The sequence below is a fragment of the Roseburia sp. AF12-17LB genome (assembly GCF_003479605.1).
Lineage (GTDB): Bacteria > Bacillota > Clostridia > Lachnospirales > Lachnospiraceae > Roseburia_C > Roseburia_C amylophila.
Window position 1 is genome coordinate 108,821 of record NZ_QUHR01000005.1, and the last position, 24,432, is coordinate 133,252.

The following is a 24,432-nucleotide window of genomic DNA, read 5'->3' on the forward strand; positions in this document are numbered from 1 at the left end:
GAGGTAAGTCATGATTTGTGAAGATATCTTAAAATTAACAGAATATGGCATGGTAACCGGACTGGTTCCGAAGGAAGATGAAAGATTTACCATCAACCGCCTACTGGAATTGTTTGAATTAGAAGAATTAGATGAGGACGCTGTGGCAGCTTATCAGTCACGGACTCCGATGAGCAGAGAAGAAGCAGAAGAGAGTCTGGAAGAATTATTAAACCGTCTGCTGGATTATGCTTATGAAAATGGTATTTTAAAGGAAAACAGCGTAGTATACCGAGATTTATTTGATACGAAAATCATGGGAATGCTGATGCCAAGACCAGGTGAAGTAATTCATAAATTTCAGAGCCTTTATGAGAAGGATGCAAAGGCGGCAACAGATTATTATTATACTCTCAGCCAGGACAGCAATTATATCCGCAGATACCGTATCAGACGTGATATGAAATGGACCGCAGAGACGGAGTTTGGTGAACTGGATATTACAATTAACTTATCCAAGCCGGAAAAGGACCCGAAAGCCATTGCAGCTGCAAAGCTGGCAAAACAGAGCGGCTATCCGAAATGCCTTTTATGTAAGGAAAATGAAGGTTATGCAGGAAGAGTCAACCATCCGGCAAGACAGAATCACCGTATTATTCCGGTAACCATCAATCATAGTGACTGGTTCTTACAGTATTCTCCTTATGTGTACTATAATGAGCACTGCATCGTGTTTAATGGAAAGCATACACCGATGAAAATCGAGAAGGCAACCTTTGGAAAACTGCTGGATTTTGTAAAACAGTTTCCGCATTATTTCGTTGGCTCCAATGCAGACCTGCCGATTGTAGGAGGTTCGATTTTAAGCCATGACCATTTTCAGGGTGGACATTATGAATTTGCCATGGCAAAGGCACCGCTGGAAAAAGAGATTACCTTTGCGGGCTTTGAAGATGTGAAAGCCGGAATTGTAAAATGGCCGATGTCAGTTATCCGCCTGTCCGCACCGGATACAGAACGGCTGATTGAGCTGGCGGATAAAATACTTCTGACTTGGCGTGGCTATACGGATGAGGCAGCATTTATTTTTGCAGAAACAGACGGGGAGCCACATAATACCATTACGCCAATTGCAAGAAAACGAGGCAATAATTACGAACTGGATTTAGTGCTTCGTAATAATATTACAACAAAGGAGCATCCGCTGGGCGTATATCATCCGCATGCGAAGCTTCATCATATTAAGAAGGAAAATATCGGCTTAATCGAGGTAATGGGTCTGGCAGTGCTGCCGGCACGTCTGAAGGACGAGATGGCACAGCTTAAGACGGCAATTCTTTCCGGGGCTGATTTACGGAGCAATGAAGTTTTAAGTAAGCATGCAGACTGGGTAGAGGAATTTTTGCCAAAATATGAGAGCATTACGGAAGAAAATATCGACGGGATTATCCGAAAGGAAATCGGACTGGTATTCCGTGAAGTTCTTCTGGATGCCGGTGTATACAAATGCACTGAAGAAGGAAGAGAAGCATTCTTACGCTTTATTGACACGGTAAATAAATAGAAAAAGATGTTTATCCGGGAGTGGGATTCTGGTTGACATAAGAAAAGAGCATCATTGGCATAAGGTGTCATCCAATGGGAAGGATGAAAAGCACCGCCTTTGATGCTCTTTGTTGTATGTTATGACTCTTGCAAGAAGGAAAGAAATGCATTAATATAAGAGCAATATGATAAATTATGCAAAAGAATAAGGACAGAATGGAGATTTTATGAAACAGCAGATAAAGAGTTCTTTGATATTATTATTGACCGCAACCATCTGGGGCGTTGCTTTTGTAGCCCAGAGCGTGGGCATGGAATATATTGGTCCCTTTACCTTTAACGCAATCCGATGCGTTCTGGGGGGACTAGTGCTAATCCCGGTTATTCTGGTTTTAAAGAAAAAGAAAGAGACAGGAGCAGAAAATCAGGAAAAAGAGGATAAAAAGACTTTGTGGACAGGCGGAATTGCCTGTGGTGTAATTCTTTGCATTGCATCCAATCTGCAGCAGTTTGGCATTATGGAAGCAAGCGTTGGTAAATCTGGCTTTTTTACGGCGTTGTATATTGTGATGATTCCGGTTATCGGCATCTTTATTGGAAAGCGTCCGGGAATCAAGCTGTGGTTTTGTGTAGCACTGGCAGTTGTGGGAATGTATCTGCTTTGTATGAAGGACGGCAGTTTTACCATTGAGCGGGCAGACATCATGCTTCTTTTATGTGCACTGGCATTTTCCTTTCATATACTGGTGGTTGATTATTTTTCACCGAAGGTAGGCGGTGTAAAAATGTCCTGTATACAGTTTTTTGTATGCGGAGTACTTTCAGCAGTAGGAATGCTGTTTACAGAGACACCGGACATTTCCAATATTCAGGCGGCATGGCTGCCTTTGTTGTATGCGGGACTTCTTTCTTGCGGCGTTGGCTACACCTTGCAGATTGTAGGACAGAAAGGCATCAACCCGGTTATCGCATCCCTTATTATGAGCCTGGAATCCGTGATTTCCGCACTGGCTGGCTGGGTGATCTTGGGACAGGTATTATCACCAAAAGAAATTTTAGGCTGCGTATTGATGTTTGTGGCAATTATTATCACGCAGATTCCCATCGGAAACAAGAAAACAGATTGATTTTACGGATAGTCTCAGCTATACTGTAACAGAATAGAAAGAGAAAGAAGGCATAAGATATGTTGTCAAAAAAGATAAAACAGGCAATGGCAGGAAGCTCTGCAATTCGTGCCATGTTTATGGAAGGAAAAGAAATGGCTGCCAGATATGGGGCAGAAAATGTGTATGATTTCAGCCTTGGCAATCCGGCTACACCGGCACCGGAAAAAATTAAGACAGCAATTTATGATATTTTGGATAAAGAAGACCCGCTTGTGGTGCATGGATATATGGCAAATGCAGGCTATGAGGAAGTAAGGGAGGCAATTGCAGAGAACTTAAATGAACGCTTCGGAACCAATTTCCATGGGAAGAACCTGATTATGACAGTTGGTGCAGCAGGCGGTCTGAATATTATTTTTAAGACGATTTTAGATCCGGGCAATGAAGTTATGGTATTTGCTCCGTATTTTGGTGAATATAAAAGCTATGCCGCAAACTTCGATGCAAAGATTGTGGAAGTCATGCCAAATGAAGCAGATTTTATGCCGGATTTAGCAGACTTTGAACGAAAAATTACAAAAGATACAAGAGCGGTTATCATCAACAATCCGAACAACCCGACCGGAGTGGTATATTCAGATGCAACCTTAAAAGAGATTGCCAGAATTTTAACTGTGAAGGAAGAGGAATTTGGAACCGATATTTATCTTATTTCCGATGAACCATACCGTGAACTGGTTTACGACGGCGTACAGGAGAATTTCCTGACGAAATATTATAAAGATACGCTGGTAGGATATTCCTTCAGTAAATCTTTATCACTTCCGGGCGAGCGGATCGGTTATGTGGTAGTGCCGGATGAAGCGGCAGATTCCGCAGAATTAATCGAGGGAATTACCGTATCAAACCGTACTCTTGGCTTTGTAAATGCACCATCCCTCATTCAGAAAGCAGTGGCAGAGTGCTTAAAGGAAAAGACCAATCTTGAATTTTATGACCGCAACCGTATTGCTTTATATGAAGGACTGACGAAGCTTGGATTCACCTGCATCAAACCACAGGGAGCATTTTATCTGTGGCTGAAATCTCCGGTCGCAAAGGAAGAAGAATTTGTAGAAGCTGCGAAGAAATACCATTTGATTCTGGTAAAAGGAAGTGCCTTCGGCTATGGCGGTTATGTACGTCTTGCATACTGCACTTCTTATGAGACAGTAGTAAATTCCATGCAGGCATTTGCAAAGCTGGCAGCAGAGTATGGACTGAAGGCAGCAGAATAAAAAATCGGAAAACGAAAGAATGATAAAATCAAGCAGCAGATAGAAGGAGTAAGACATGAAAGCATGGGAAAATAATATACGCAAAGTTATCCCGTATGTTCCGGGAGAACAGCCGAAGAAAGAGAAAATGATAAAACTGAATACCAATGAGAATCCGTATCCACCGGCACCGGGAGTAAAGGATGTTTTAACCTCTTTTGATACCGACCGGCTGCGTCTTTATCCGGATCCAAAGATTGAGAAACTGACGGACGCAATTGCAGAACGATATGGTTTAAATTCCAATCAGGTATTTGTGGGCGTTGGCTCAGATGATGTACTTGCCATGTGCTTTATGACATTTTTTAATTCTAATCGTCCGATTCTGTTTCCGGATATTACTTATTCTTTCTATGATGTCTGGGCAGAGGAATTCCGTATTCCATATAAGCAGATTCCACTGGATAGGAATTTTACGATTCGCCCGGAGGATTATGCTGGGGAAAACGGAGGAATTGTATTCCCAAATCCAAACGCACCGACAGGAAAGATGCTTCCGTTAGAAGATGTGGAACGCATCATTGCACAGAATCCGGATGTCATTGTTATTGTGGATGAAGCATATATTGATTTTGGTGGAACGTCTGCATTGCCGCTTATTGATAAATATGACAATGTGCTGGTAGTCCAGACCTTTAGCAAATCCCGTTCCATGGCAGGCATGCGGATTGGATATGCGATGGCACAGCCTGAATTAATCAAATATTTGAACGATGTTAAATATTCATTTAATTCTTACACCTTAAATTCCCTTACGATTGAAATGGGAACGGCTGCTATTTTGGATGAAGCTTATTTTAAAGAGACAACACAGAAGATTATTGCAACGAGAGAGCGTACCAAGGAAGAACTTCGGGCACTGGGATACCGGATGGATGATTCAAAGAGCAACTTCCTCTTTGTAACCCACGATACGATTTCCATGGAGAGGCTGTTTGAAGATTTGAAGAAGAAAGACATTTATGTCCGTCATTTCTCCAAACCGGAGCGGATTGCAAATTACCTGCGTATTACCATTGGTACAGATGAAGAAATGGATACGCTGATTACGTTTTTGAAAAACTATAAACAGTCATAATTCGTTAGGAAAGGAGTATTATGTTATTACATTATCTGATTGTATTTTTTGTTTCCATGGTACCACTGGTTGAACTGAGAGGAGCGATTCCATTTTCACAGGGCTTTGGACTTCCATTGATACCATCTTATATTATTTCCATCATTGGAAATATGCTGCCGGTACCATTTATTTATTTTTTTGCAAGAAAAGTACTGATTTGGGGTGCAGATAAGCCTGTTATTGGAAAATTCTTCGGCTGGTGTCTGGAAAAAGGTGAAAAGGGTGGTAAGAAGCTGCAGGCAAAGGCAGGAAGAGGATTATTCCTGGCATTACTGCTCTTTGTTGGAATCCCGGTGCCGGGAACCGGAGCCTGGACAGGAACTCTGGCAGCCAGCATCTTAGATATGGATTTTAAATCATCTGTTATCGCAGTGATGCTTGGCGTATTGCTGGCTGGTGTAATTATGATGTTAATCAGTGTTGGTGCATTTTCTATGATTCGCTAACAGAGTGGAATGTAAAAAGGATATCTAAGTGATAAAAAGCACAGCATGTATAGTAATGTTATTTACTATATATTCTGTGCTTTTTAAATAATGATTTAATTTCTGATATTTTAAACTACGGTGTGGATGCTTTTTCTGCAAAATCTGTATTTACAAGATCTTCATAAGGAGCGGCACCGGAGAGAACACCGGACTCTTCTAAAATAGTAAGCATTAAGTCATAGCCTTCTTCCCGGAGTATTAAATCTGTGTTCCAGGTTTCCTGGTCGTAGTAGCGGCTTACAATAAGTGTAAGGGTTTTAAGATCTGTTTCACTAAACTGTGGTGCAATGACAGTTGCGATTTCTTCCGGACTGTGACCTGCTACATAATCCATGCCTTTCTGTAAAGCATTGGTGAAATGCTGGATAAGGTCGGCATTTTCCTTAAGATAGCTTTCTTTGGCACAAAAAGCAGTATATGGAAGATAGCCGGAATCCACGCCAATGGACGCTACCACATAGCCGTCACCGGACTGCTCCAAAGCAGTAGCGGATGGTTCAAATTCAATGGTATAATCCCCCTGCCCGCCGGAAAAAGCCGCTGCGGTAGAACCAAAGTCAATACTCTGGTCGATTTTGACTTCGGAAGGAGAAACACCATTTTCCCGGAGTACATATTCATATACCATTTCCGGTGTGCCACCGGCTCTTCCGCCCAGCACATCTTTTCCAATCATATCTTTATAGGAAAAGGAATCGGTGTTTTCCCTTGCAACCACAAAGTTACCGGCACGCTGGGTAAGCTGTGCAAAATTAATGACATGGTCTTTTGCACCTTCCGTGTAGGCATAAATGCTTGCCTCCGTTCCCATGAATCCTACATCTGCATCCCCGGAAACAACGGCAGCCATGGTTTTATCCGCTCCAAAGCCGGTGGTCAAAGAGAGCTCGATTCCCTCATCTTCAAAGTAGCCTTTTTCGATGGCCACATACATCGGTGCGTAAAAGATGGAATGTGCCACTTCGTTTAATTTTACGGTTGTTAATGCTTTAGAATCATCTGATTTGCAGGCACAAAGCGGGAAGGACATAAGAAGAATTAAGAAAAGAGAAATACCTTTTTTATAAAATCGTTTCATAGAGCATCCTTAAAAGACATTTGTATTATAGTATGAAAGACAGATGAAAATGTGCTATGATGGATTGGATAGGATTGTCTGAAATTTAGAAAACAGTATTAAGACAAGAGATATAAAAGGAGAACAGAACATGAACGACTACGTAGACCTTCATACTCATACAATTGCAAGCGGACATGCTTACAGTACTATTGAAGCAATGATAAAGGCGGCAGAGCAGAAAGGAATCCGTCTCTTTGGTATTACAGAGCATGCTCCGAAAATGCCAGGAACCTGCAGCGAGTTATATTTTAATAATCTTCGCGTGCTGGAAAGAAAGCATGGAGAAATGTATACGCTGTTTGGCGCAGAACTTAATATCATGGATATGGAAGGGCATGTGGATCTGCCGGAGCGTACCTTAAAGCAGATGGATTTGTGCGTTGCAAGTATGCATGGTCCGTGTTTTCATCCGGGAACCATAGAAGAAAATACGAAAACTTATCTGAATGTGATGAAAAATCCCTATGTAAACATTATCGGACATCCGGATGATTCTTATTATCCGGTGGATTATCGTGCATTGGTGGAAGGTGCAAAGGAACATCATGTATTGTTAGAGGTCAACAATGGCTCCCTGATACCGGGTGGCTTCCGGCAGAATACGAAGGAAAACAGCTGCAAAATGTTAGAACTTTGCAAGGAATATAAAGTTCCGGTTATCATGGATTCTGATGCACATGTGGATACTGCAGTTGGGAATCATCAATATTCATTGGAAGTTATTCAGATGGTAGATTTTCCGGAAGAACTGGTGGTCAATACCAATGTGGAACTGGCGAAGAGTTTTTTGAATTATTTTAAATCACCGGAACATCTATAAGGAGTTATCACAGGTGAGAAAAGAATATCAACAGCGGTATTGACAGAAAACAAGAGTTAGTATAAACTAACTCTTGTAAGGAACATTACAATACACACAAAATACTTTGGACGTAAAGGGAGCAGACTTTTGATGCGGGTCTGCTCCTTTTATATGTCATCAATTAGGGGATTGCGATGTGGGAGAGAAATTTGTAAAAAAATTTTGCAGCAGCCGAAGCACATTGATTTTCATATGATGAAACGTCACCGTTCTAAGAGGTCTGTTTTTCTTTTTACGATAAAAACCGTCTTTTCCATGTTTGACAAAATATTGGTACTGATCGTCGAAGTGCAGATGCCTGATAAGGGCTGTTAGGGGCACTTGGAATTTCGTCTGGCAACAGGCAACGCTGGTACAGGGATGTACCAGCGAGGCACAATTGAACATGGATGTGAATTTGTGCCGGTTGCCAGATGAAATGAAAAGTATATCGAAATTCCCAGTGACCCTTGCAGACATTAGGTGGCATCTGTCCTCGGCGGACAGTGCAAATATTCTGTCAAAGCAACCGAAAAGACAGTTTATCATCAAGAAAAACAGACCCCTAAGAACGGTTGACATTTCACATAAAAGAAAATCAGATGTGCTTTGACTGCTGCAAAATTCTTTGATTCTAAATGTTATCCCCACATCGCAATCCGCTAATTCTGCCAGTGAATCCCACCCGCATCAAGAACCGCAAACCGGATCAACTCTGCACTGTCCAGGTTCTCATGATGCATATCAATTCCGTTAATTGAATGATTATCATAGGTCGTATAGTAATAAATCCCCTTATCCGCATTGCAGCAGGAAGTGTAGATTGTAATTTCATATTTCCCATCAGCAACTTCACAGCAGCCCCGCTGCTGGTCGACGGAACCTAAGATATGAAAGAACTGGCTGACACTTTCGATTTCTGAACTGCCGGAAATGGAATGTAGTCTGGTGAAAGCAACCCGGATAAAACGGGACTGGGAAGATAAATCGCCCGGCAGACCCAAAGCCCCCATACCGCGGCTGTAAGCCTGTAAGTTGAGTTTGTCGGAAAAATTATTTTCCGGCTGCCTGGATGAGAGCGCTGCATAATTATTTAAAGCAAACATCTGCATTGGAAAAGGTGGATTGTTGGTCAGCACACCGGCAGGATTGTCATAGATATGAAGCCCGTCTGCCATGGATTCCACAACGATGTTTTCGCTTTTATCGGCAATCATCCAGTGAAGCTGTGCTGCCGGAAAATGGCTGGCAAAAACAGTTCCAACGAGATTCATCTGTATTAATTTTTCTTTGGCTTCTGAAACAGAAGCACACTGGCTTAGAATCCATGGAATAAATTCAAATTGTGCAACATTTTCTTTTGTATCAATAATATCAGCATAAGCGGCATTTCCCACAAAGTTAAGCCCTGCCATGCAGACACCTTTTTCATTGCAGGCATCATAATAAAGAGGATAGTCAACACCATTGTCTGGTGCTACATGAGCCATGCCAATCATGGCATAGTGGGAGCTTAAAGTCCCGGCATGACGGAAATGAAAAGGATAGTTGCGAGGGGTGATGGTGACTTCATCACCATAAGAAAATTCATAATCAAGGGTTCTGCCCATGTAGAAGTCTTTTGTTTGATAAGTAGCTGCGGTGCACATAAAATAGCCTCCTTTTTGTCTTTCTTTTGTATTAGTATTCTGCTGAAAATCAGATTTATGTAATAGGACTATTATAACGTGGATACAGAGGCAAATCAAATTAAGAAATAATGAGAAAAAATATCAATACGAAAGGTTCTATTTTCAATAGCAGGTGTTATAATACAACTGGATTAGAAAGAACTAACATAAAGTAGTAAAAACTAAGGAAGGAAACGCATTATGGGAAGATATTATCGGATGTCTAAAAAAGTAACAGAGGATCAGGTAAAAGAAATTCTTCGTGAAACATTAGAATTAGAAGATGTAGAGGAAGCAGAATATGAGGCAGAGACACAGCTTCTTAAAATTGTAACCAAAGATAACCAGTTTGCAGGTGTTATGACCAGAGTGGTAAATATCTGCAGCAGAATCGGCAAAGGAGCAGAATTATCATTTGCAAAATTTGCCATTGAAGGATAGAAAGTGAAGGGATTATTTGAAAACTTGTGAATATTGCGATGAGATAGATTATCATGAAATTATAGAATGCATTACCTGTGCACTGGATGCCAAGGACCCTTATACGGCGGGGCATTCCCAGCGTGTCAGTGATATGGCTATGAAAGTATGCCAATTAATTGGCTTAAAAACGGAGAATATACAGCAAATCCATATTGCAGCACATCTCCATGACATTGGAAAAATCGGTGTTCCGGATGCTGTTTTAAATAAAGAAGGAAAGCTTGATGACGACGAATGGGAGGCAATAAAAAGGCATCCTTCTACCGGAGCTGAGATTCTGAGCAAATCAAGACATTTAAAAGAAATGAAATATATCGTGCTCTGTCATCATGAACGATTCGATGGAAAGGGCTATCCGCTTGGACTCAAAGGAGAAGAAATTCCGGTGGGGGCAAGAATCATTGCAATCTGCGATTCCATTGATGCCATGACTTCAAACCGGAGTTATCGCAAAGCGCATGATTTTGACTACTGTTATCAGGAAATCAAAAATAATCTTGGAAAGATGTATGACCCGATTATCGGACAGTATGTCTTAGACCACTGGGAAGAAATTATTTCCGTAATCAAAATTTCAAGATAAGATTCTGTTGTTGATAAGAATTCTCAATAACGAAAAAGAGTATGGACAATGGGTTTTAATGGCGGTAAGCTAAAAAACAAACAGAAATAGGAGGAATACATATGTTTGATTTTGTGAAAAAATTTAACTGGAAGAAGACCGGAATCTTTGCTGCCGGTGTATTGTTTGGAACAGCCGGAATTAAAATATTAGGTAGCAAGGATGCAAAGAAAGTCTACACAAACTGTACAGCAGCAGCATTACGTGCAAAGGAATGTGTCATGAAGACTGCTTCTAATATCCAGGAAAATGCAGAGGATATTTATGCAGAGGCACAGCAGATTAATGAAGACAGAGCTGCTAAAGCAGCAGAATATACAGATGAATCTGTAGAAGATGCAACAGAAGAAACTGTAGCAGAATAAACATTGGGCATGCGATTTTGCTCGCTGTTCACGCAAACTATGAGAATCACCTGCAGAATATGCTGTAGGTGATTCTTTATCTAAGGAAGTATGTAATATGAGATTTGTTATAAAACATGAGATAAAAGGAAGACTTCGTATTCATATCATTCAGGGCGGGATGAGTTTCCGCCAGGCAGATATGATGGAATATTACCTGAGTAACTGCAAATGTGTCACTTCAGTGAAAGTAAATGAACGTTTACAGGATGCAGTAGTCTGTTATGTGGGAAATCGTGAGGAGATGATAGAGACACTGCGTCATTTCTCTTATCAGAAAGTGGATGTGCCAGAGACTTTTTTACAGAATTCCGGCAGGGAGCTGAACCGGACTTACTGGGACAAGCTGGTAAATAAAGTGGTACTCCGTATGGGCAGTAAGATGTTCCTGCCATATCCAATCCGCGCAGGAATTACCATGGTCCGTTCCGTGAAATATTTGTGGGCTGGAGTGTCTGCATTGGCGAAGGGCAGGATAGAGGTTCCGGTGCTGGATGGAACAGCTATTGGAGTCTCTCTGCTTCGCAATGATATCAATACAGCAGGTTCCATTATGTTCTTACTGGGCATTGGAGAAATCTTAGAGGAGTGGACACACAAGAAATCCGTCGATGATCTGGCAAGAAGTATGTCCTTAAATGTCAGTAAAGTATGGCTGTGTCAGGATGGACAGGAAATACTGGTATCGGCATCTGAGATTAAAGAAGGCGATGAAGTCTGTATTCATATGGGAAATGTCATTCCGTTTGATGGCGTGGTAACGGAAGGGGATGCGATGGTAAATCAGGCATCCTTAACCGGCGAATCCCTTCCGGTGCATAAGAGTGCAGAAGGTTATGTCTATGCCGGAACCGTATTGGAAGAAGGAGAACTGACCATTCGTGTCAAAGAAGTAAATGGCTCCAGCAAATTTGAAAAAATTGTCACGATGATTGAAGAGTCAGAGAAGTTAAAATCTTCCCTGGAAAGTAAAGCCGAGCATCTGGCAGACCGCCTGGTTCCATATACATTACTAGGAACAGGCATTACCTGGCTCTTTACCAGAAATGCCACAAAAGCATTAGCAGTTCTTATGGTGGACTTTTCCTGTGCATTAAAACTTGCAATGCCGGTATCTGTATTGTCTGCAATCCGTGAAGCAAGTGTGCACAATATTACCGTAAAAGGTGGCAAATTCTTAGAGGCAATGGCAGAAGCAGATACCATCGTCTTTGACAAAACAGGTACTCTGACCAAAGCACAGCCTACCGTAGTGGATGTGGTTTCTTTTACGGATAAGTCCACGGAAGAGCTTTTACGCATTGCTGCCTGCTTAGAGGAACATTTCCCTCATTCTATGGCAAAAGCAGTTGTAGATGCAGCTCAGGAAAAGAATCTTGTGCATGAAGAACTACATTCTAAGGTGGAATATATTGTAGCCCACGGAATTTCTTCCACCATAGAAGGAAAGAGTGTGGTAATCGGAAGCTATCACTTTGTATTTGAAGATGAAAAATGTGTGGTTCCGGAAGGCTATGAAGAACAGTTTAACAGCCTTCCATCAGAATATTCACACCTTTATATGGCAATTGAGAACCGCCTTGCAGCCGTTATCTGTATTGAAGATCCGCTTCGTGATGAAGCAGCAGCCGTTGTAAATTCCTTAAAGACAGCCGGAATTAAGAAAGTTGTTATGATGACAGGGGATAGTGAACGTACAGCATCCGCCATTGCAGCAAGAGTGGGCGTAGACGAGTATTACTCCGAGGTACTTCCGGAAGATAAGGCAAGTTTTGTAGAGAAAGCCAAAGCAGAAGGACACAAGGTCATTATGATTGGAGATGGTATCAACGATTCACCGGCATTATCTGCGGCAGATATTGGAATAGCCATCAGTGATGGAGCAGAGATTGCAAGAGAAATTGCAGATGTAACTATCGGTGCGGATAATCTTTATGAGATAGTAACCTTAAAGGTGCTGAGCAATGCATTGATGAAACGGATTCATAAGAATTACCGGACAATTGTTGGATTCAATACAGGACTGATTGTGCTTGGCGTGGCAGGAGTCCTGCAGCCAACCGTATCTGCATTACTTCATAATACATCTACATTGGTAATTACCTTAAAGAGTATGCAGAATCTTCTGGATTAAAAATTTCCAGAAACAGAAATTTTGAGGTTCAGAAAAAGAAAAAAATTGAAAAGAAAATTTTTCGAAAAACGGTTTACTTTCACACTTTAATATGCTAACATTTTTGTATTGAAAAAAGTATAATACGAAAAGGAGAGGCAGAATGAGTAAGAATGTAAGAACGGAAGCAGTGGATCATTTGTTTGATGCAATCTTAAGCCTTGAAAATAAAGAGGAATGTTATAAATTCTTTGAAGATGTCTGTACGGTAAATGAATTACTGGCATTCTCACAGAGATATGAAGTGGCAAAGATGCTGCGTGAGCAGAGAACTTATCTTGATATTGCAGAGAAGACTGGCGCATCAACGGCAACCATCAGTCGTGTGAATCGTTCCTTGAATTATGGATGTGATGGATATGATATGGTATTTGCAAGAACGAATGTAAAACCTTTGGAAGAAGAGAAAAAAGCGGAAAAGAAAAACGAAGAGTAGAGATAAAATTAAACCAATATTTAATTTTTTGCACAAAATCATGTAAATGATAAAGAAAAGCACCGGTTCGAAAACTGGTGCTTTTTCGATTTACAGGAAATTGCTTTTCTGTAAAGTAAAAAACGCTCTGCGAGGATGTGCCAAGGCACATTCTTTTTTCCAGGCATATGGCTTTTTATTCGTTCGACTTTTTTCCGGAAGTCTTTTTCTCAGAAGCTTTTTTCTCTTCAGAAGCTTTCTTTTCTGCTGCACGCTGCGCATCGTCTGCTTCTTTTTCCATTTCCTTTGTCTCGTCAATCAGCTTTTCAATCAACATACGCTTTACAAATACATCAAAGCTTAACATGCAGATAAAAGAAAATGTATGAAGAAAATCCTGGTCTTCTTCCGGCGCATCTGCAAAGGTGGTAGAACTGGTGTTAAATTTCTTGGTAATATCTTTCATCAGATTTTTTACTTCATCCCGTTCCAGACTGAACACCTCTTCATAGACAGTTGTCAGATTGAATTCTCCTTCTGCATTGAAGAAACGTTTTGCCAGAGGATTTAAGATACTTTCGATATCATTGATACTTAATATGCTTTTGAAATAATAAATGAAAATCAGCATCAGAATATGTTCTTTGCTGTATTTCTTCTTGACCGGCGGTGGAAGCAGATTGTTTTTCGCATAATTGTTAATCATGGTTTTGGTCAGAATCTTGTCATCGGGATGACGCTTGGAAGCTGCAAGCTGGGTATCCATGAAGGTAGTAATCTGATCCATGTAAAGGTCAATATTTGGAATACTTTCCGGACGGATATAGTCAATCCGCGACAGACTGGATAAAATACTGTTTAATAAATCTTTTGCATCAATTGTCATTTGAATTCACCTCATACCTATTATATAGTATTGAAAACTAGACGACAAGAAGTAAAATGACAGAAAGCATATACAATGACGCTGTGATGTGTAAATGACATTGCGTGATGCAACTACAATAGAATGAACATAAGGGAAAAGAACTCATGAATGCGTTCGACGGACAGTACAAAAAGAAATCTGAAAAGAAATACAGAAAATATGTTCCCATCCCTTAAGGAAGTATGGTATACTGAGCGGAGTGGTATTGAGGAGAGTAAAGGAGCATTATGAGTATATACGATTCATTAAATGAAGAACAGAAAAAAGGTGTATTTACAACAGAAGGACCTGTGCTGCTGCTGGCGGGCGCAGGCAGCGGAAAGACCCGTGTGCTGACTCACCGGGCGGTATATCTGATAGAGGAACTGGGAGTCAATCCCTATCATATCCTTGCGATTACATTTACCAATAAGGCTGCAGGCGAAATGCGGGAGCGTATTGATGACATGGTGGGCTATGGCTCGGAAAATATCTGGGTATCTACCTTTCATTCTACCTGTGTGAGAATTCTGCGCCGTTTTATTGACCATATCGGATTTGGAACCAACTTTACCATATATGATACAGAAGACCAGAAGACCATTATGAAGGATATCTGCAAGCGTCTGGAAATTGATACGAAGATGTATAAGGAAAAAAGTTTGCTTGCGGCCATTTCTTCTGCAAAGGACGAGCTGATTAGTCCGGAAGCATATGCCCTTCGGGCGCAGGGAGATTTCCGGAAAATGAAGGAAGCAGCCGTTTACCGGGAATATCAGCAGGTGTTACGGAAAAATAATGCACTGGATTTTGATGATTTGATTGTAAAGACCGTAGAGCTTTTCCAGTCGGATATGGAAGTGCTGGATTATTATCAGGAGCGGTTCCGTTATATTATGGTGGACGAGTATCAGGATACCAATACGGCACAGTTTCAGCTGATTAAACTGCTGGCAGGCAAATATAAGAATCTCTGCGTGGTAGGTGATGATGACCAGTCCATTTACAAATTCCGTGGAGCAAACATTTATAATATATTGAATTTTGAAAAAGAATTTCCAAATGCAGTCACCATCAAGCTGGAGCAGAATTACCGTTCCACCCAGAATATTTTAAATGCAGCCAATGGGGTCATTGCAAATAATGTGGGACGAAAGGCAAAACGTCTCTGGACGGAGAATGAGGAAGGCGAAAAAATTGCATTTCATCAGTTTGAAACCGGATTTGATGAAGCAGACTATGTAGCAAAAGATATCCGGAGCAAAGTGCGGGAAGGCATGTATCATTACGGAGACTGTGCCGTATTATACCGTACCAACGCCCAGTCCCGACTTTTCGAGGAACGTTTTATCACAGCCAGCATACCATATAAGATTGTGGGAGGCGTAAACTTCTATTCCAGAAGAGAAATCAAGGATTTACTGGCTTATCTTAAGACCATTGACAATGCCATGGATGATTTGGCGGTACGCCGTATTATCAATGTGCCAAAACGTGGAATTGGAGCAACGACATTAAGCAGGGTGCAGGATTATGCCGATGAAAACGGTCTTACCTTTTATAATGCCTTAAAAATGGCAGAAGAGATTGGCACAATCGGACGGGCATCTGCAAAAATCAGACCGTTTGTAATGCTGATTCAGAGTATGCGGAGCAAGTTGCCGTATATCAGTGTATCAGAGCTTTTGCAGGAAATCATTGAAGAAACCGGTTATGTCCGTGAACTGGAAGCAGAAAATACAGAGGAAGCACAGCAGCGAATGGAAAATATCGATGAGTTGATTTCCAAAGCAGTTACTTATGAGGAAAGCGAGGAAGAGCCGACCTTAAGCGGATTCTTAGAGGAAGTAGCACTGGTTGCAGATATTGACAGTGTGGATGAGACACAGGACTATGTTGTGCTGATGACGCTGCACAGTGCGAAGGGTCTTGAATTTCCACAGGTTTATCTGGCAGGAATGGAAGACGGACTGTTTCCGGGATTCGGTGCAATCTGTGCGGAAAATCCAACAGCGGAAATCGAAGAAGAACGTCGTCTTGCCTATGTGGGAATCACAAGAGCCAAGGAGCGGTTGTCCATATCCTGCGCAAGAATGCGTATGATACGAGGAGAAACACAGTATAATAAGGTGTCCCGTTTCGTAAAAGAGATTCCGCGGGAACTTTTAGCGGGAACCATCCAGAAGGAAAAAATGCCGGATATTCCGAAACCAAGTATGATGGCGAAAAATGCATTTTCGGCAAAGCCGATGGCACTGCGCAGAACTGGCGTACCGGAGGCAAGGAACTTTGGTAATTCCGCAATGAAAAAGCCATTGGATTATGCTGTGGGCGATACCGTTTCCCATATGAAATTCGGCACCGGAGTCGTAAAGCAGATTATTGACGGCGGCAGGGATTACGAGGTTACCGTTGATTTTTCCAGTGTAGGTGTGAAGAAGATGTTTGCATCCTTTGCCAAATTGAAAAAGTTATAAAAATTTTATGAATTTGTAATTTTTTCTAGTAGATTGGGGAAACATATGCTATAATGAATTAATAAAAAGAGTTCTAGGTGGCAGGAAAATGAAAAACTGTTGTTGGCATAAAAAGGAGTGGTCAGAAATGGAAAAAATGGAAGAATTAAAGAATTTATTAACCGCAAATGTGAACAAAGTAACAGAATTATTGCATAAAAAGGAGAAAGAGGAAATAATGGAAGAGAAGAAAAAATCAAAAGCTGGTTTAATTTTTGCAATCATTGGTATTGTTGTAGTAGTTGCTGCAGCTGCTTATGGATTATATCGTTTCTTTGCACCAGATTATCTGGAGGATTTTGAAGACGATTTCGATGATGATTTTGAAGATGATTTCTTTGACGAGGATGACGAGGAAGAGAAATAATCATTATCATTTGCATAATTTAACAGGTGAAGATGTAAAGGGCTGTGTGATATCATGCAGCCCTTTTACTGAGTGTGCCGGAAACGCTGCGGATGACATGTGTTTTTGGAAAAGAATTGTTTGTGTGAGGTAAGTATGAAAAAAGGTCAGGTATTACAGGGAATTGTTGCATATGTGGATTTCCCGAATAAGGGAGTCGTAAAAGTAGAAGAAGGAAAGCAGGTAATCGTAAAAAACGTATTACCGGGACAGGAGATTTCCTTTTCTGTAAATAAGGTAAGAAAGGGAAAAGGCGAAGGCCGCTTACTGGAAGTTTTGAAGAAAGCACCAAATGAGCTGCCGGAAGCACCATGCCCGCATTTTGGAATCTGTGGAGGCTGTACTTATCAGAATTTATCCTATGAAGATCAGCTTGCATTAAAAGGACAGCAGGTGAAGAAACTGATGGATGCGGTAGTAGCCCCGGAAACCTACAGCTTTGAGGGCGTAAAAGCAAGTCCGAATGAATTCGGATTCCGTAATAAGATGGAATTTACTTTTGGGGACGAATTTAAGGATGGCCCCCTTGCTCTTGGCATGCATAAGCGTGGCAGCTTTTATGATATTGTTTCGGTAACGGACTGTAAAATTGTAGATGAAGATTATCGGAAGATATTAAGCTGTGTGCAGCAGTATTTTGCAGAAAAAAAGATTTCCTATTATCACAGAATGCGGCATACCGGATATCTGCGTCATTTACTGGTGCGTAAAGCGGTAAAGACCAAAGAGATCCTGATTGACCTTGTATCGGCAGGTGCAGAGCATATACTGGATGGTCTGACAGAAGCAGTATCTTCAGAAAAAGATTTGCTGACCGGAATGAAAGACGCGTTATGTAAACTTGATTTAGATGGCAGCATTGCAGGAATTCTTCATACGAAAAATGACAGTGTAGCAGATGTAGTAAAGGATGAAGGAACAGAGATTTTATATGGAAAAGATTATTTCTACGAAGAACTCTTAGGACTTCGTTTTAGAATCACACCATTTTCCTTCTTCCAGACCAACTCTCTTGGAGCAGAGGTGCTTTACCAGACTGCAAGGGACTATATCGGAGATACGCTGACCGAGAAGGCAGACAAGGTGGTATTCGATTTATACAGCGGAACCGGAACCATTGCACAGATGCTGGCACCTGCCGCAAAAAAGGTAGTGGGTGTGGAAATAGTAGAAGAGGCAGTGGAAGCCGCAAAGGAAAATGCGGCATTAAATGGTCTTGAAAACTGCGAATTTTTAGCCGGCGATGTCTTAAAAGTATTGGACGATATTACTGAAAAACCGGATTTTATCGTATTGGACCCTCCGCGCGATGGCATCCATCCAAAGGCATTGGAGAAGATTATCCGCTATGGCGTAGACCGTATGATTTATATTTCCTGTAAGCCAACCAGTCTTGCAAGAGACTTAGAGGTTTTAACCGCCAGAGGATATCAGGTGGAGCGGATGTACTGCGTGGACATGTTCCCATGGTCCGGAAATATTGAGACTGTGGTTCTTTTGTCCCAATTGTAACAAAAGCCGGATGATTACATTAATGTCACGATTGAACTTGATGATATGGATATAACATCTGCAGAGACTAAGGCTACATATGATGAGATAAAGAAGTATGTGGCTGAACATAATGCCGGCATGAAGGTTTCCAATCTGTATATTTCGCAGGTAAAGAGAAAATGCAGAATTGAAGTTGGAAAGAATTTGTGCGTTGCAACGAGGAGAATAGTTAATAAAGAGAGGCGCATATGCTATGCCAGGTATACTTGTGGTTGAAGATGATGAAAATTTAAATCGTGGAATTACATTTTCGCTGAAAAAATCCGGATATGAGGTTTTTTCAGCAGAATCAGTGAAAAAAGCGAAAAGAATTGCAAGTGATAATAATGTGGATGTTACCATTTGTGATGTGAATCTTCCGGATGGGAATGGACTGGAATTTGTAAGGTGGATGAGATGCAATTATAATACATACATTATTTGTCTTACAGCACTAGATCAGGAGATGGATCAGGTCATGGGATATGAAGCTGGGGCAGATGATTATATTACAAAGCCGTTTAGTCTTTCGGTACTTCTTTTGAAAATAGAAGCACATTTCCGTCGCAGACAGGAGAAAACGGAAGCCGGAAAGATGATTTCGGGAGATATCGTATTTATCGCAGGAGAAATGAAAGTCCTGATAAAGAGTCGTGAAATCAGTCTGACAAAAACGGAGTTGAAAATGCTGACTTTTTTTCTTCAGAATCCGAAACAGATTCTTTCAAAAACACAAATATTGGAAAATGTGTTTGATCTGGAAGGGGATTTTGTGGATGAAAATACAATCGCTGTCAATATCAGAAGACTCCGTGAGAAAATCGAAGACAATCCGGCTGCACCGGTCTATATAAAGAATATCAGAGGTCTTGGGTATATATGGAATCAGGAGGTAAGGCAGTGACAAAGAGATATCGCAAGAAGATTACAGTAGTGCTCTCCCTGGTATTACCTGTCATATTATTGTTTGCAATATTAAATTGCTTTACCACGTATGTGTTTTATGAAGATTATAAATATAAAATGAATCTTATGACAGAGATTGCTGCAAAGGAAGAATTTTCCGGGCTGGATGCTGTTTCGGAATTGCTTAAGGATAAGGATATTGAAACGAACGAACAGGGAAGGCGATTATTGGAGCAATATGGATACTGGGGGAATAAAGGGAATGCATTTTATTCGCAATTCCGGCATCAGGTTATGGTGACCGGTGCTGTAAGCACTGTGATATGCGTGCTCCTTTTGACTTTTTTACTTTATTGGAAGAAAAAAGAAGATGCGTGTCATCAGAAAATTTTAGAGCAGTTGGAAGAAATTCTGATCAGATTCCGTGAAAATAAATTTGATGATTTACTGAAAACGGAAAATCATGCAGAACTGGAAAAATTGAATGACCAGCTTGAAGCAATCGGACATCATATTCAGTTGCTAAAGGAAGAAGCACGGGAAGAAAAAGAGAGCACGAAAGAAATGGTTTCTGATATTTCTCACCAGTTAAAGACACCGGTTGCAGCTTTGGATATATGTTTTAGTGTGCTGATGCAGAATGACTTAAGTGTTACAGAACAGGAGGAGTTTCGTGTCCGTTGTCGGAGTGCTCTGGATGGACTGGAGACATTATTACAGTCGCTTCTTGAAATATCCAAGATGGAAACTGGACTGATTCAGATGAATAAGAAAAAACTTCCGCTTATGGATACTGTCATATCTGCTGTGAACCGTACTTATCCCAAAGCGGATGAGAAAGAGATTGAATTTGTTTTTGACTATGAAAAAGAGCTGGAAACATGCACGATTATGCAGGATAAAAGGTGGCTTGGTGAAGCTGTGATCAACGTTCTGGATAATGCAATCAAGTACAGTCCGTGTGGTTCAAAAATATTTATCCGTTTACAAAAAAGAAACGATCTTGTAAGAATGGAAATTGAGGATCAGGGAATTGGTATTCCGCAGAATGAGTATCACAAAATTTTTCAACGATTTTACAGAGGAAGTTCCAGGGAGGTCATGGAAAAGAGTGGTACAGGAATCGGACTTTTTCTATCGAGAGAAATTATCGAAAAACACGCAGGTACGATTACGGTAACCTCCGGCAAAAAGAAAAAAGGAAGCACGTTTGTGATTCAATTACCATATGTTGGTTAAATTTTAAGTGGGCAGAAATCTTACAATTCTGTAAGACTTCTGCTCGTTTTTTGAAAGTGAAATGAAAGATTATCCTGATACAATTTGGATGTAGGTTGAAAAATGACCAAATATATAAACAGGCAAAGAAAGTGTGCTGAAAAGGTACGTTTTACAGAATTGAAAAGGAGGCAACACATGAGTGTGATGTTAGAAACCAAGCAGCTTTGTAAATTTTATGGCGCGGGTGAGAATCAGGTCAAAGCGGTCAATCAGGTGGACATTCAGATTGAGCAGGGAGAATTTGTCGCAATTGTCGGAAAGTCAGGTTCCGGTAAAAGTACATTACTTCATATGCTTGGAGGGCTTGACATCCCGACAAAAGGCAGTGTTACTTTAGCCGGGAAAGATTTATACAGGATGAAGGAAGATGCCCTTGCTGTTTTCCGCAGAAGAAAAATCGGATTTGTTTTTCAGGCATTTAATCTGGTTTCATCTGTTAATGTCTGGGAAAATATTGTACTGCCACTGGGGCTGGATGGAAGAAAAGTGGATGAAGCGTATGTAAATGATATCATTGCAACTCTGGGGATTGAAAAGAGGATTTACAATCTGCCAAATCAGTTATCCGGAGGACAGCAGCAAAGAGTAGCAATTGCAAGAGCACTGGTGAATCGTCCGGAAATTATATTTGCAGATGAGCCGACAGGAAATCTTGATTCCAAGACCAGTGATGAGGTAATCGCCCTGCTTAAGATGACAGCCAAAAAATATGGACAGACAATTGTAATGATTACCCATGATGACGAAATTGCACAGGTCGCTGATCGTATTCTGGTGATTGAGGATGGACAGGTGGTGGATTTCAGATGAAGACAATAAGCAGGATTGCATATAGCAATGACAAAAAGAACAAGACAAGAAGTATACTGATTATGATGTCCATATGTCTGACTACGATGCTGCTTGTGATTATCAGTACTGTGGGAAATGGAATGATCCGTTTACAGAAAAGTCAGGCGGCAGGCTCATATGGAAGCAATTATGGTTTGTTTGTCGCAGCAGACGGATCGCAGTTAAAGGAAGTAAACCGCCGTGCGGAAATAGATGCTACAGGCACTATGTGCACCGAAGGTATCATAAAAGGCAACGAAAACGGTGGTTTTGTCTGCATGGATGAGACTGCAAGAAAAATGCTTCCCTATAATAAGGAATATGAGTTAAAGGAAGGAAAGTATCCGGGGGGAACGCAGGAAATTGCCGCAGGAAGAGCATTTTTTCGTGAAATGGGATATGATGATGTAAAGGTCGGAGATACGGTTACACTGGATTACCGCGCAGGGATGCAGTCAGAATATAAGCCGGAAGAATTTGTTGTCAGCGGAATCCTATATGATCGGGATGAGTATACCATCGAGGCATCTTATGTTGCTTTCGGGTCACAGGAGTTTTATGATGAGCACGTCGCAGAGAATGACAGACAGTATAATATTTATTTTACTTTAAATGATTCTGCAAATGTATCTATGAATAATATTGATTCGGTTATAAAGCAGATTGCAGCAGCTTGTGGGATCGAAGAAAAAAACGTTATAGTCAATGATCTCTATTTGCAATGGGTCTTGCAGCCGAGTTATGAAACGATTGCGGTATGCGGGGTTTTGATTCTTGCAATTGTACTTTTCTCTGTTGTGGTCATTTATAATATTTTTCAGGTCGGTATTGCCAACAAGATACAGGAGTATGGAAAAATCAAGGCTCTGGGAGCGACAAAAAAGCAGATGAAACAATTGATCTTCAGAGAGGGCATTTTTTTGACATTTTTTTCAATACCAGTTGGATTGCTTTTTGGCTTTCTGATTGCAAAATGCGGTTTTAACTGGCTGGTAGAACAGGGGAACCTTGTATCAACCGGAACTGGCTCTATGGGAGTTCAAAATCAGCAGGTGCCTCTGTTTTCCCTGCCTGTTATGCTTCTCTGTATTTTCGTATCATTTCTTACTGTTGCGTTGGCACTGCGTAAACCAATGAAAATTGTTTCACGGATTTCACCTATCGAAGCAACACGGTATTTAGAAAATGCAGAAACACAAAAAAAAGGAAAACGAAATGGCAGAAAAAATGTCACCGTGTTTTCTATGGCAATGGCAAATGTAACGGGTAATCCCAAAAGAACTATTGGTACTATCCTCACAATGGGTTTTTCTTGCGTATTGTTTGTGATTATCTCTAATTATGTGGGAAATATTGACACGGAGCATGAAGCACGTCTTTCCGTTAATCATGGACAATTTGAACTGCAGCTTGACTATTCTGCTGAGTATGATGAAAGATATCCGGAGAATAATCTGGATACGATTCTGACGGATGATCCATTGAATGATTCGCTGATTGAAGAAATCAAAAGCATTCCGGGAGTAACAGATGTCATGACGAGAGAGATTGTCTCTGTAAATCTGAACGGAACAAGATTTCCGGCTGATATTGTGAGTAAAAAGGATTTTGATTTTATGCGCCAGGAAGGGGATATTGGCTCTATGGACTATGATCAGGCGGTAAAGAATGGTGATATTTTCTTTGGCTGGTCAACGTGGATGGAACAAGATGGATATGCTCCGGGTGAATCCATTGCATTTGACTTTGAGAATGGAAGTGGAACCTATACCTATCAGGGAAAGATTGCAGGATCTTTTGTAAGTGCGGACACTTATCTTGTCATTCCGAAAGGTGTATATCGTTCCATGAATCCGAGAGGAACAGCCTATGGCTATCTGTGGGTGGACTGTGATAAAAAAGATGTGGCATCTGTAGAACAAAGTCTGAATACTTTGATTTCTAATACTTCACATATGAAAATGGATACTTATCATGCGCAGTTACAATCTGCCGAATTTGCAAGCAGCATGATGAAGCTTGGCTGTTATCTGTTTATGGCGGTTGTGGGACTCATCGGGTTTATGAATATGGCGAATACCATGATCATGAATATTACGACAAAAAAGCAGGAATATGGTATATTACAGGCTGTGGGTATGACAAATAAACAATTAAATTTATGCCTGCAGTTACAGGGACTGATTTTTACGGTTGGCACCATATGCGTAGCTTTGATCATTGGTCTGCCGCTCGGCTATGCACTTTTTTCCTATGCAAAACATAATGGAATATTTGGAATGAATATCTATCATGTTCCAATCGTACCAATTTTTATTATGATTTTTTTGGTCGGTCTGTTGCAGATTGTACTTTCCTGCGTTTTAAGCAGTAATCTGAAAAAGGAAACGCTGGTAGAAAGAATAAGGTATCAGGGATAGCAAGTAATATGTAGTGAACTAGGTCTTAACGAAGAGGAGAAATAGATAACTTCCAATTTGTATGTATGGTAAATCTAAACTGTATTTTAGCAATATTTCCTGAGTGGGGGCAGAAAGCGCCCCCACACCCACGTGAAAATATAATTGCAGGCGATTACATTTTAGCAGATACGCAAGCGTTTCTGAGTAAGCGTCACAGACAACAAAATAAGAAAATTTTGATAAGGCATATCACTGGAATAAGTGAGTGTTTTTTTTGTTTTCAAATATTCAATTAACTGAAAAAGTAAAAAAGTTTTCCTCAGGGGCTGTAAAAATACCTTTCAGCGTTTCGTATTAATGAAAGG

21 protein-coding genes are annotated in these 24,432 nt (G+C 40.8%); 18 read left to right on the plus strand and 3 right to left on the minus strand.

Annotated features, from left to right (window positions below):
• The first annotated feature begins 10 nt into the window (after nt 1-10).
• The 5 genes from galT (at nt 11) to DWV68_RS08020 (ending at nt 5,515) form a co-directional block, all read left to right on the plus strand.
• Nucleotides 11-1,543 (plus strand): UDP-glucose--hexose-1-phosphate uridylyltransferase, encoded by a 1,533-nt coding sequence (gene galT / locus DWV68_RS08000; RefSeq protein ID WP_118665439.1) that lies wholly within the window; start codon nt 11-13, stop codon nt 1,541-1,543.
• Nucleotides 1,544-1,751: 208 nt separating this feature from the next.
• Complete coding sequence (locus DWV68_RS08005) at nt 1,752-2,651, plus strand: DMT family transporter (protein ID WP_118665441.1); 900 nt, start codon at nt 1,752-1,754, stop codon at nt 2,649-2,651.
• Nucleotides 2,652-2,710: 59 nt separating this feature from the next.
• The gene (locus DWV68_RS08010) at nt 2,711-3,910 is read left to right on the plus strand and encodes a pyridoxal phosphate-dependent aminotransferase (protein ID WP_118665443.1); all 1,200 of its coding nucleotides are present in this window, start codon (nt 2,711-2,713) and stop codon (nt 3,908-3,910) included.
• A gap of 55 nt (nt 3,911-3,965) precedes the next feature.
• Entirely contained in the window at nt 3,966-5,027 is a 1,062-nt protein-coding gene (hisC, locus tag DWV68_RS08015; RefSeq protein ID WP_118665445.1) for a histidinol-phosphate transaminase, read from the plus strand.
• Nucleotides 5,028-5,047: 20 nt separating this feature from the next.
• Nucleotides 5,048-5,515: a COG2426 family protein gene (locus DWV68_RS08020; RefSeq protein ID WP_022243405.1), complete on the plus strand. Its 468-nt coding sequence runs from the start codon at nt 5,048-5,050 to the stop codon at nt 5,513-5,515.
• Between the two features lie 115 nt (nt 5,516-5,630).
• On the opposite strand, the gene DWV68_RS08025 is transcribed toward DWV68_RS08020, so the two are convergent.
• A complete protein-coding gene (locus tag DWV68_RS08025) occupies nt 5,631-6,635 on the minus strand; it encodes an ABC transporter substrate-binding protein (protein ID WP_118665447.1) in 1,005 nt (334 codons plus the stop codon).
• Between the two features lie 130 nt (nt 6,636-6,765).
• Between DWV68_RS08025 and DWV68_RS08030 the strand changes: the two genes are divergently transcribed.
• Nucleotides 6,766-7,497: a phosphatase gene (locus tag DWV68_RS08030; RefSeq protein ID WP_118087718.1), complete on the plus strand. Its 732-nt coding sequence runs from the start codon at nt 6,766-6,768 to the stop codon at nt 7,495-7,497.
• A 683-nt stretch (nt 7,498-8,180) separates the two neighbouring features.
• On the opposite strand, the gene bsh is transcribed toward DWV68_RS08030, so the two are convergent.
• Nucleotides 8,181-9,167, minus strand: coding sequence for a choloylglycine hydrolase (gene bsh, locus DWV68_RS08035; protein ID WP_118665449.1), 987 nt, complete (start codon nt 9,165-9,167; stop codon nt 8,181-8,183).
• 222 nt (nt 9,168-9,389) lie between these two features.
• On the opposite strand from bsh, the gene DWV68_RS08040 reads away from it, so the two are divergent.
• The 5 genes from DWV68_RS08040 (at nt 9,390) to DWV68_RS08060 (ending at nt 13,306) form a co-directional block, all read left to right on the plus strand.
• The gene (locus DWV68_RS08040) at nt 9,390-9,629 is read left to right on the plus strand and encodes a hypothetical protein (RefSeq protein WP_118087716.1); all 240 of its coding nucleotides are present in this window, start codon (nt 9,390-9,392) and stop codon (nt 9,627-9,629) included.
• Between the two features lie 16 nt (nt 9,630-9,645).
• Nucleotides 9,646-10,254, plus strand: coding sequence for an HD-GYP domain-containing protein (locus DWV68_RS08045; protein ID WP_118087715.1), 609 nt, complete (start codon nt 9,646-9,648; stop codon nt 10,252-10,254).
• A 101-nt stretch (nt 10,255-10,355) separates the two neighbouring features.
• Complete coding sequence (locus tag DWV68_RS08050) at nt 10,356-10,658, plus strand: DUF6110 family protein (protein WP_022243411.1); 303 nt, start codon at nt 10,356-10,358, stop codon at nt 10,656-10,658.
• Nucleotides 10,659-10,755: 97 nt separating this feature from the next.
• Nucleotides 10,756-12,831: a heavy metal translocating P-type ATPase gene (locus tag DWV68_RS08055; protein ID WP_118665451.1), complete on the plus strand. Its 2,076-nt coding sequence runs from the start codon at nt 10,756-10,758 to the stop codon at nt 12,829-12,831.
• A gap of 142 nt (nt 12,832-12,973) precedes the next feature.
• Nucleotides 12,974-13,306, plus strand: coding sequence for a YerC/YecD family TrpR-related protein (locus tag DWV68_RS08060; protein ID WP_117699169.1), 333 nt, complete (start codon nt 12,974-12,976; stop codon nt 13,304-13,306).
• A 175-nt stretch (nt 13,307-13,481) separates the two neighbouring features.
• On the opposite strand, the gene DWV68_RS08065 is transcribed toward DWV68_RS08060, so the two are convergent.
• Nucleotides 13,482-14,171 carry a DUF1836 domain-containing protein gene (locus tag DWV68_RS08065; protein WP_118665453.1) on the minus strand — a complete coding sequence of 230 codons (690 nt, stop codon included), beginning with the start codon at nt 14,169-14,171 and terminating at the stop codon, nt 13,482-13,484.
• A 269-nt stretch (nt 14,172-14,440) separates the two neighbouring features.
• Here DWV68_RS08065 and pcrA point away from each other — a divergent pair, with 269 nt between their 5' ends.
• The 7 genes from pcrA to DWV68_RS08105 all read left to right on the plus strand — a co-directional run bounded on the left by pcrA (nt 14,441) and on the right by DWV68_RS08105 (nt 24,085).
• Complete coding sequence (pcrA, locus tag DWV68_RS08070; protein WP_118665455.1) at nt 14,441-16,669, plus strand: DNA helicase PcrA; 2,229 nt, start codon at nt 14,441-14,443, stop codon at nt 16,667-16,669.
• Nucleotides 16,670-16,796: 127 nt separating this feature from the next.
• On the plus strand, nt 16,797-17,075 hold the full coding sequence (locus DWV68_RS08075; protein WP_022242638.1) for a hypothetical protein: 279 nt from the start codon (nt 16,797-16,799) through the stop codon (nt 17,073-17,075).
• Between the two features lie 135 nt (nt 17,076-17,210).
• On the plus strand, nt 17,211-18,626 hold the full coding sequence (rlmD, locus tag DWV68_RS08080) for a 23S rRNA (uracil(1939)-C(5))-methyltransferase RlmD (protein ID WP_118665457.1): 1,416 nt from the start codon (nt 17,211-17,213) through the stop codon (nt 18,624-18,626).
• 235 nt (nt 18,627-18,861) lie between these two features.
• The gene (locus DWV68_RS08090; protein ID WP_008120506.1) at nt 18,862-19,551 is read left to right on the plus strand and encodes a response regulator transcription factor; all 690 of its coding nucleotides are present in this window, start codon (nt 18,862-18,864) and stop codon (nt 19,549-19,551) included.
• Nucleotides 19,527-20,792, plus strand: a complete 1,266-nt coding sequence (locus DWV68_RS08095) for a sensor histidine kinase (protein WP_118665459.1) — start codon at nt 19,527-19,529, stop codon at nt 20,790-20,792. Before DWV68_RS08090 ends, DWV68_RS08095 begins: the two co-directional genes overlap by 25 nt.
• A gap of 177 nt (nt 20,793-20,969) precedes the next feature.
• Nucleotides 20,970-21,644 carry an ABC transporter ATP-binding protein gene (locus DWV68_RS08100; protein ID WP_118665461.1) on the plus strand — a complete coding sequence of 225 codons (675 nt, stop codon included), beginning with the start codon at nt 20,970-20,972 and terminating at the stop codon, nt 21,642-21,644.
• Nucleotides 21,641-24,085: an ABC transporter permease gene (locus DWV68_RS08105; protein ID WP_118665463.1), complete on the plus strand. Its 2,445-nt coding sequence runs from the start codon at nt 21,641-21,643 to the stop codon at nt 24,083-24,085. Before DWV68_RS08100 ends, DWV68_RS08105 begins: the two co-directional genes overlap by 4 nt.
• The last annotated feature ends 347 nt before the right edge of the window (nt 24,086-24,432 follow it).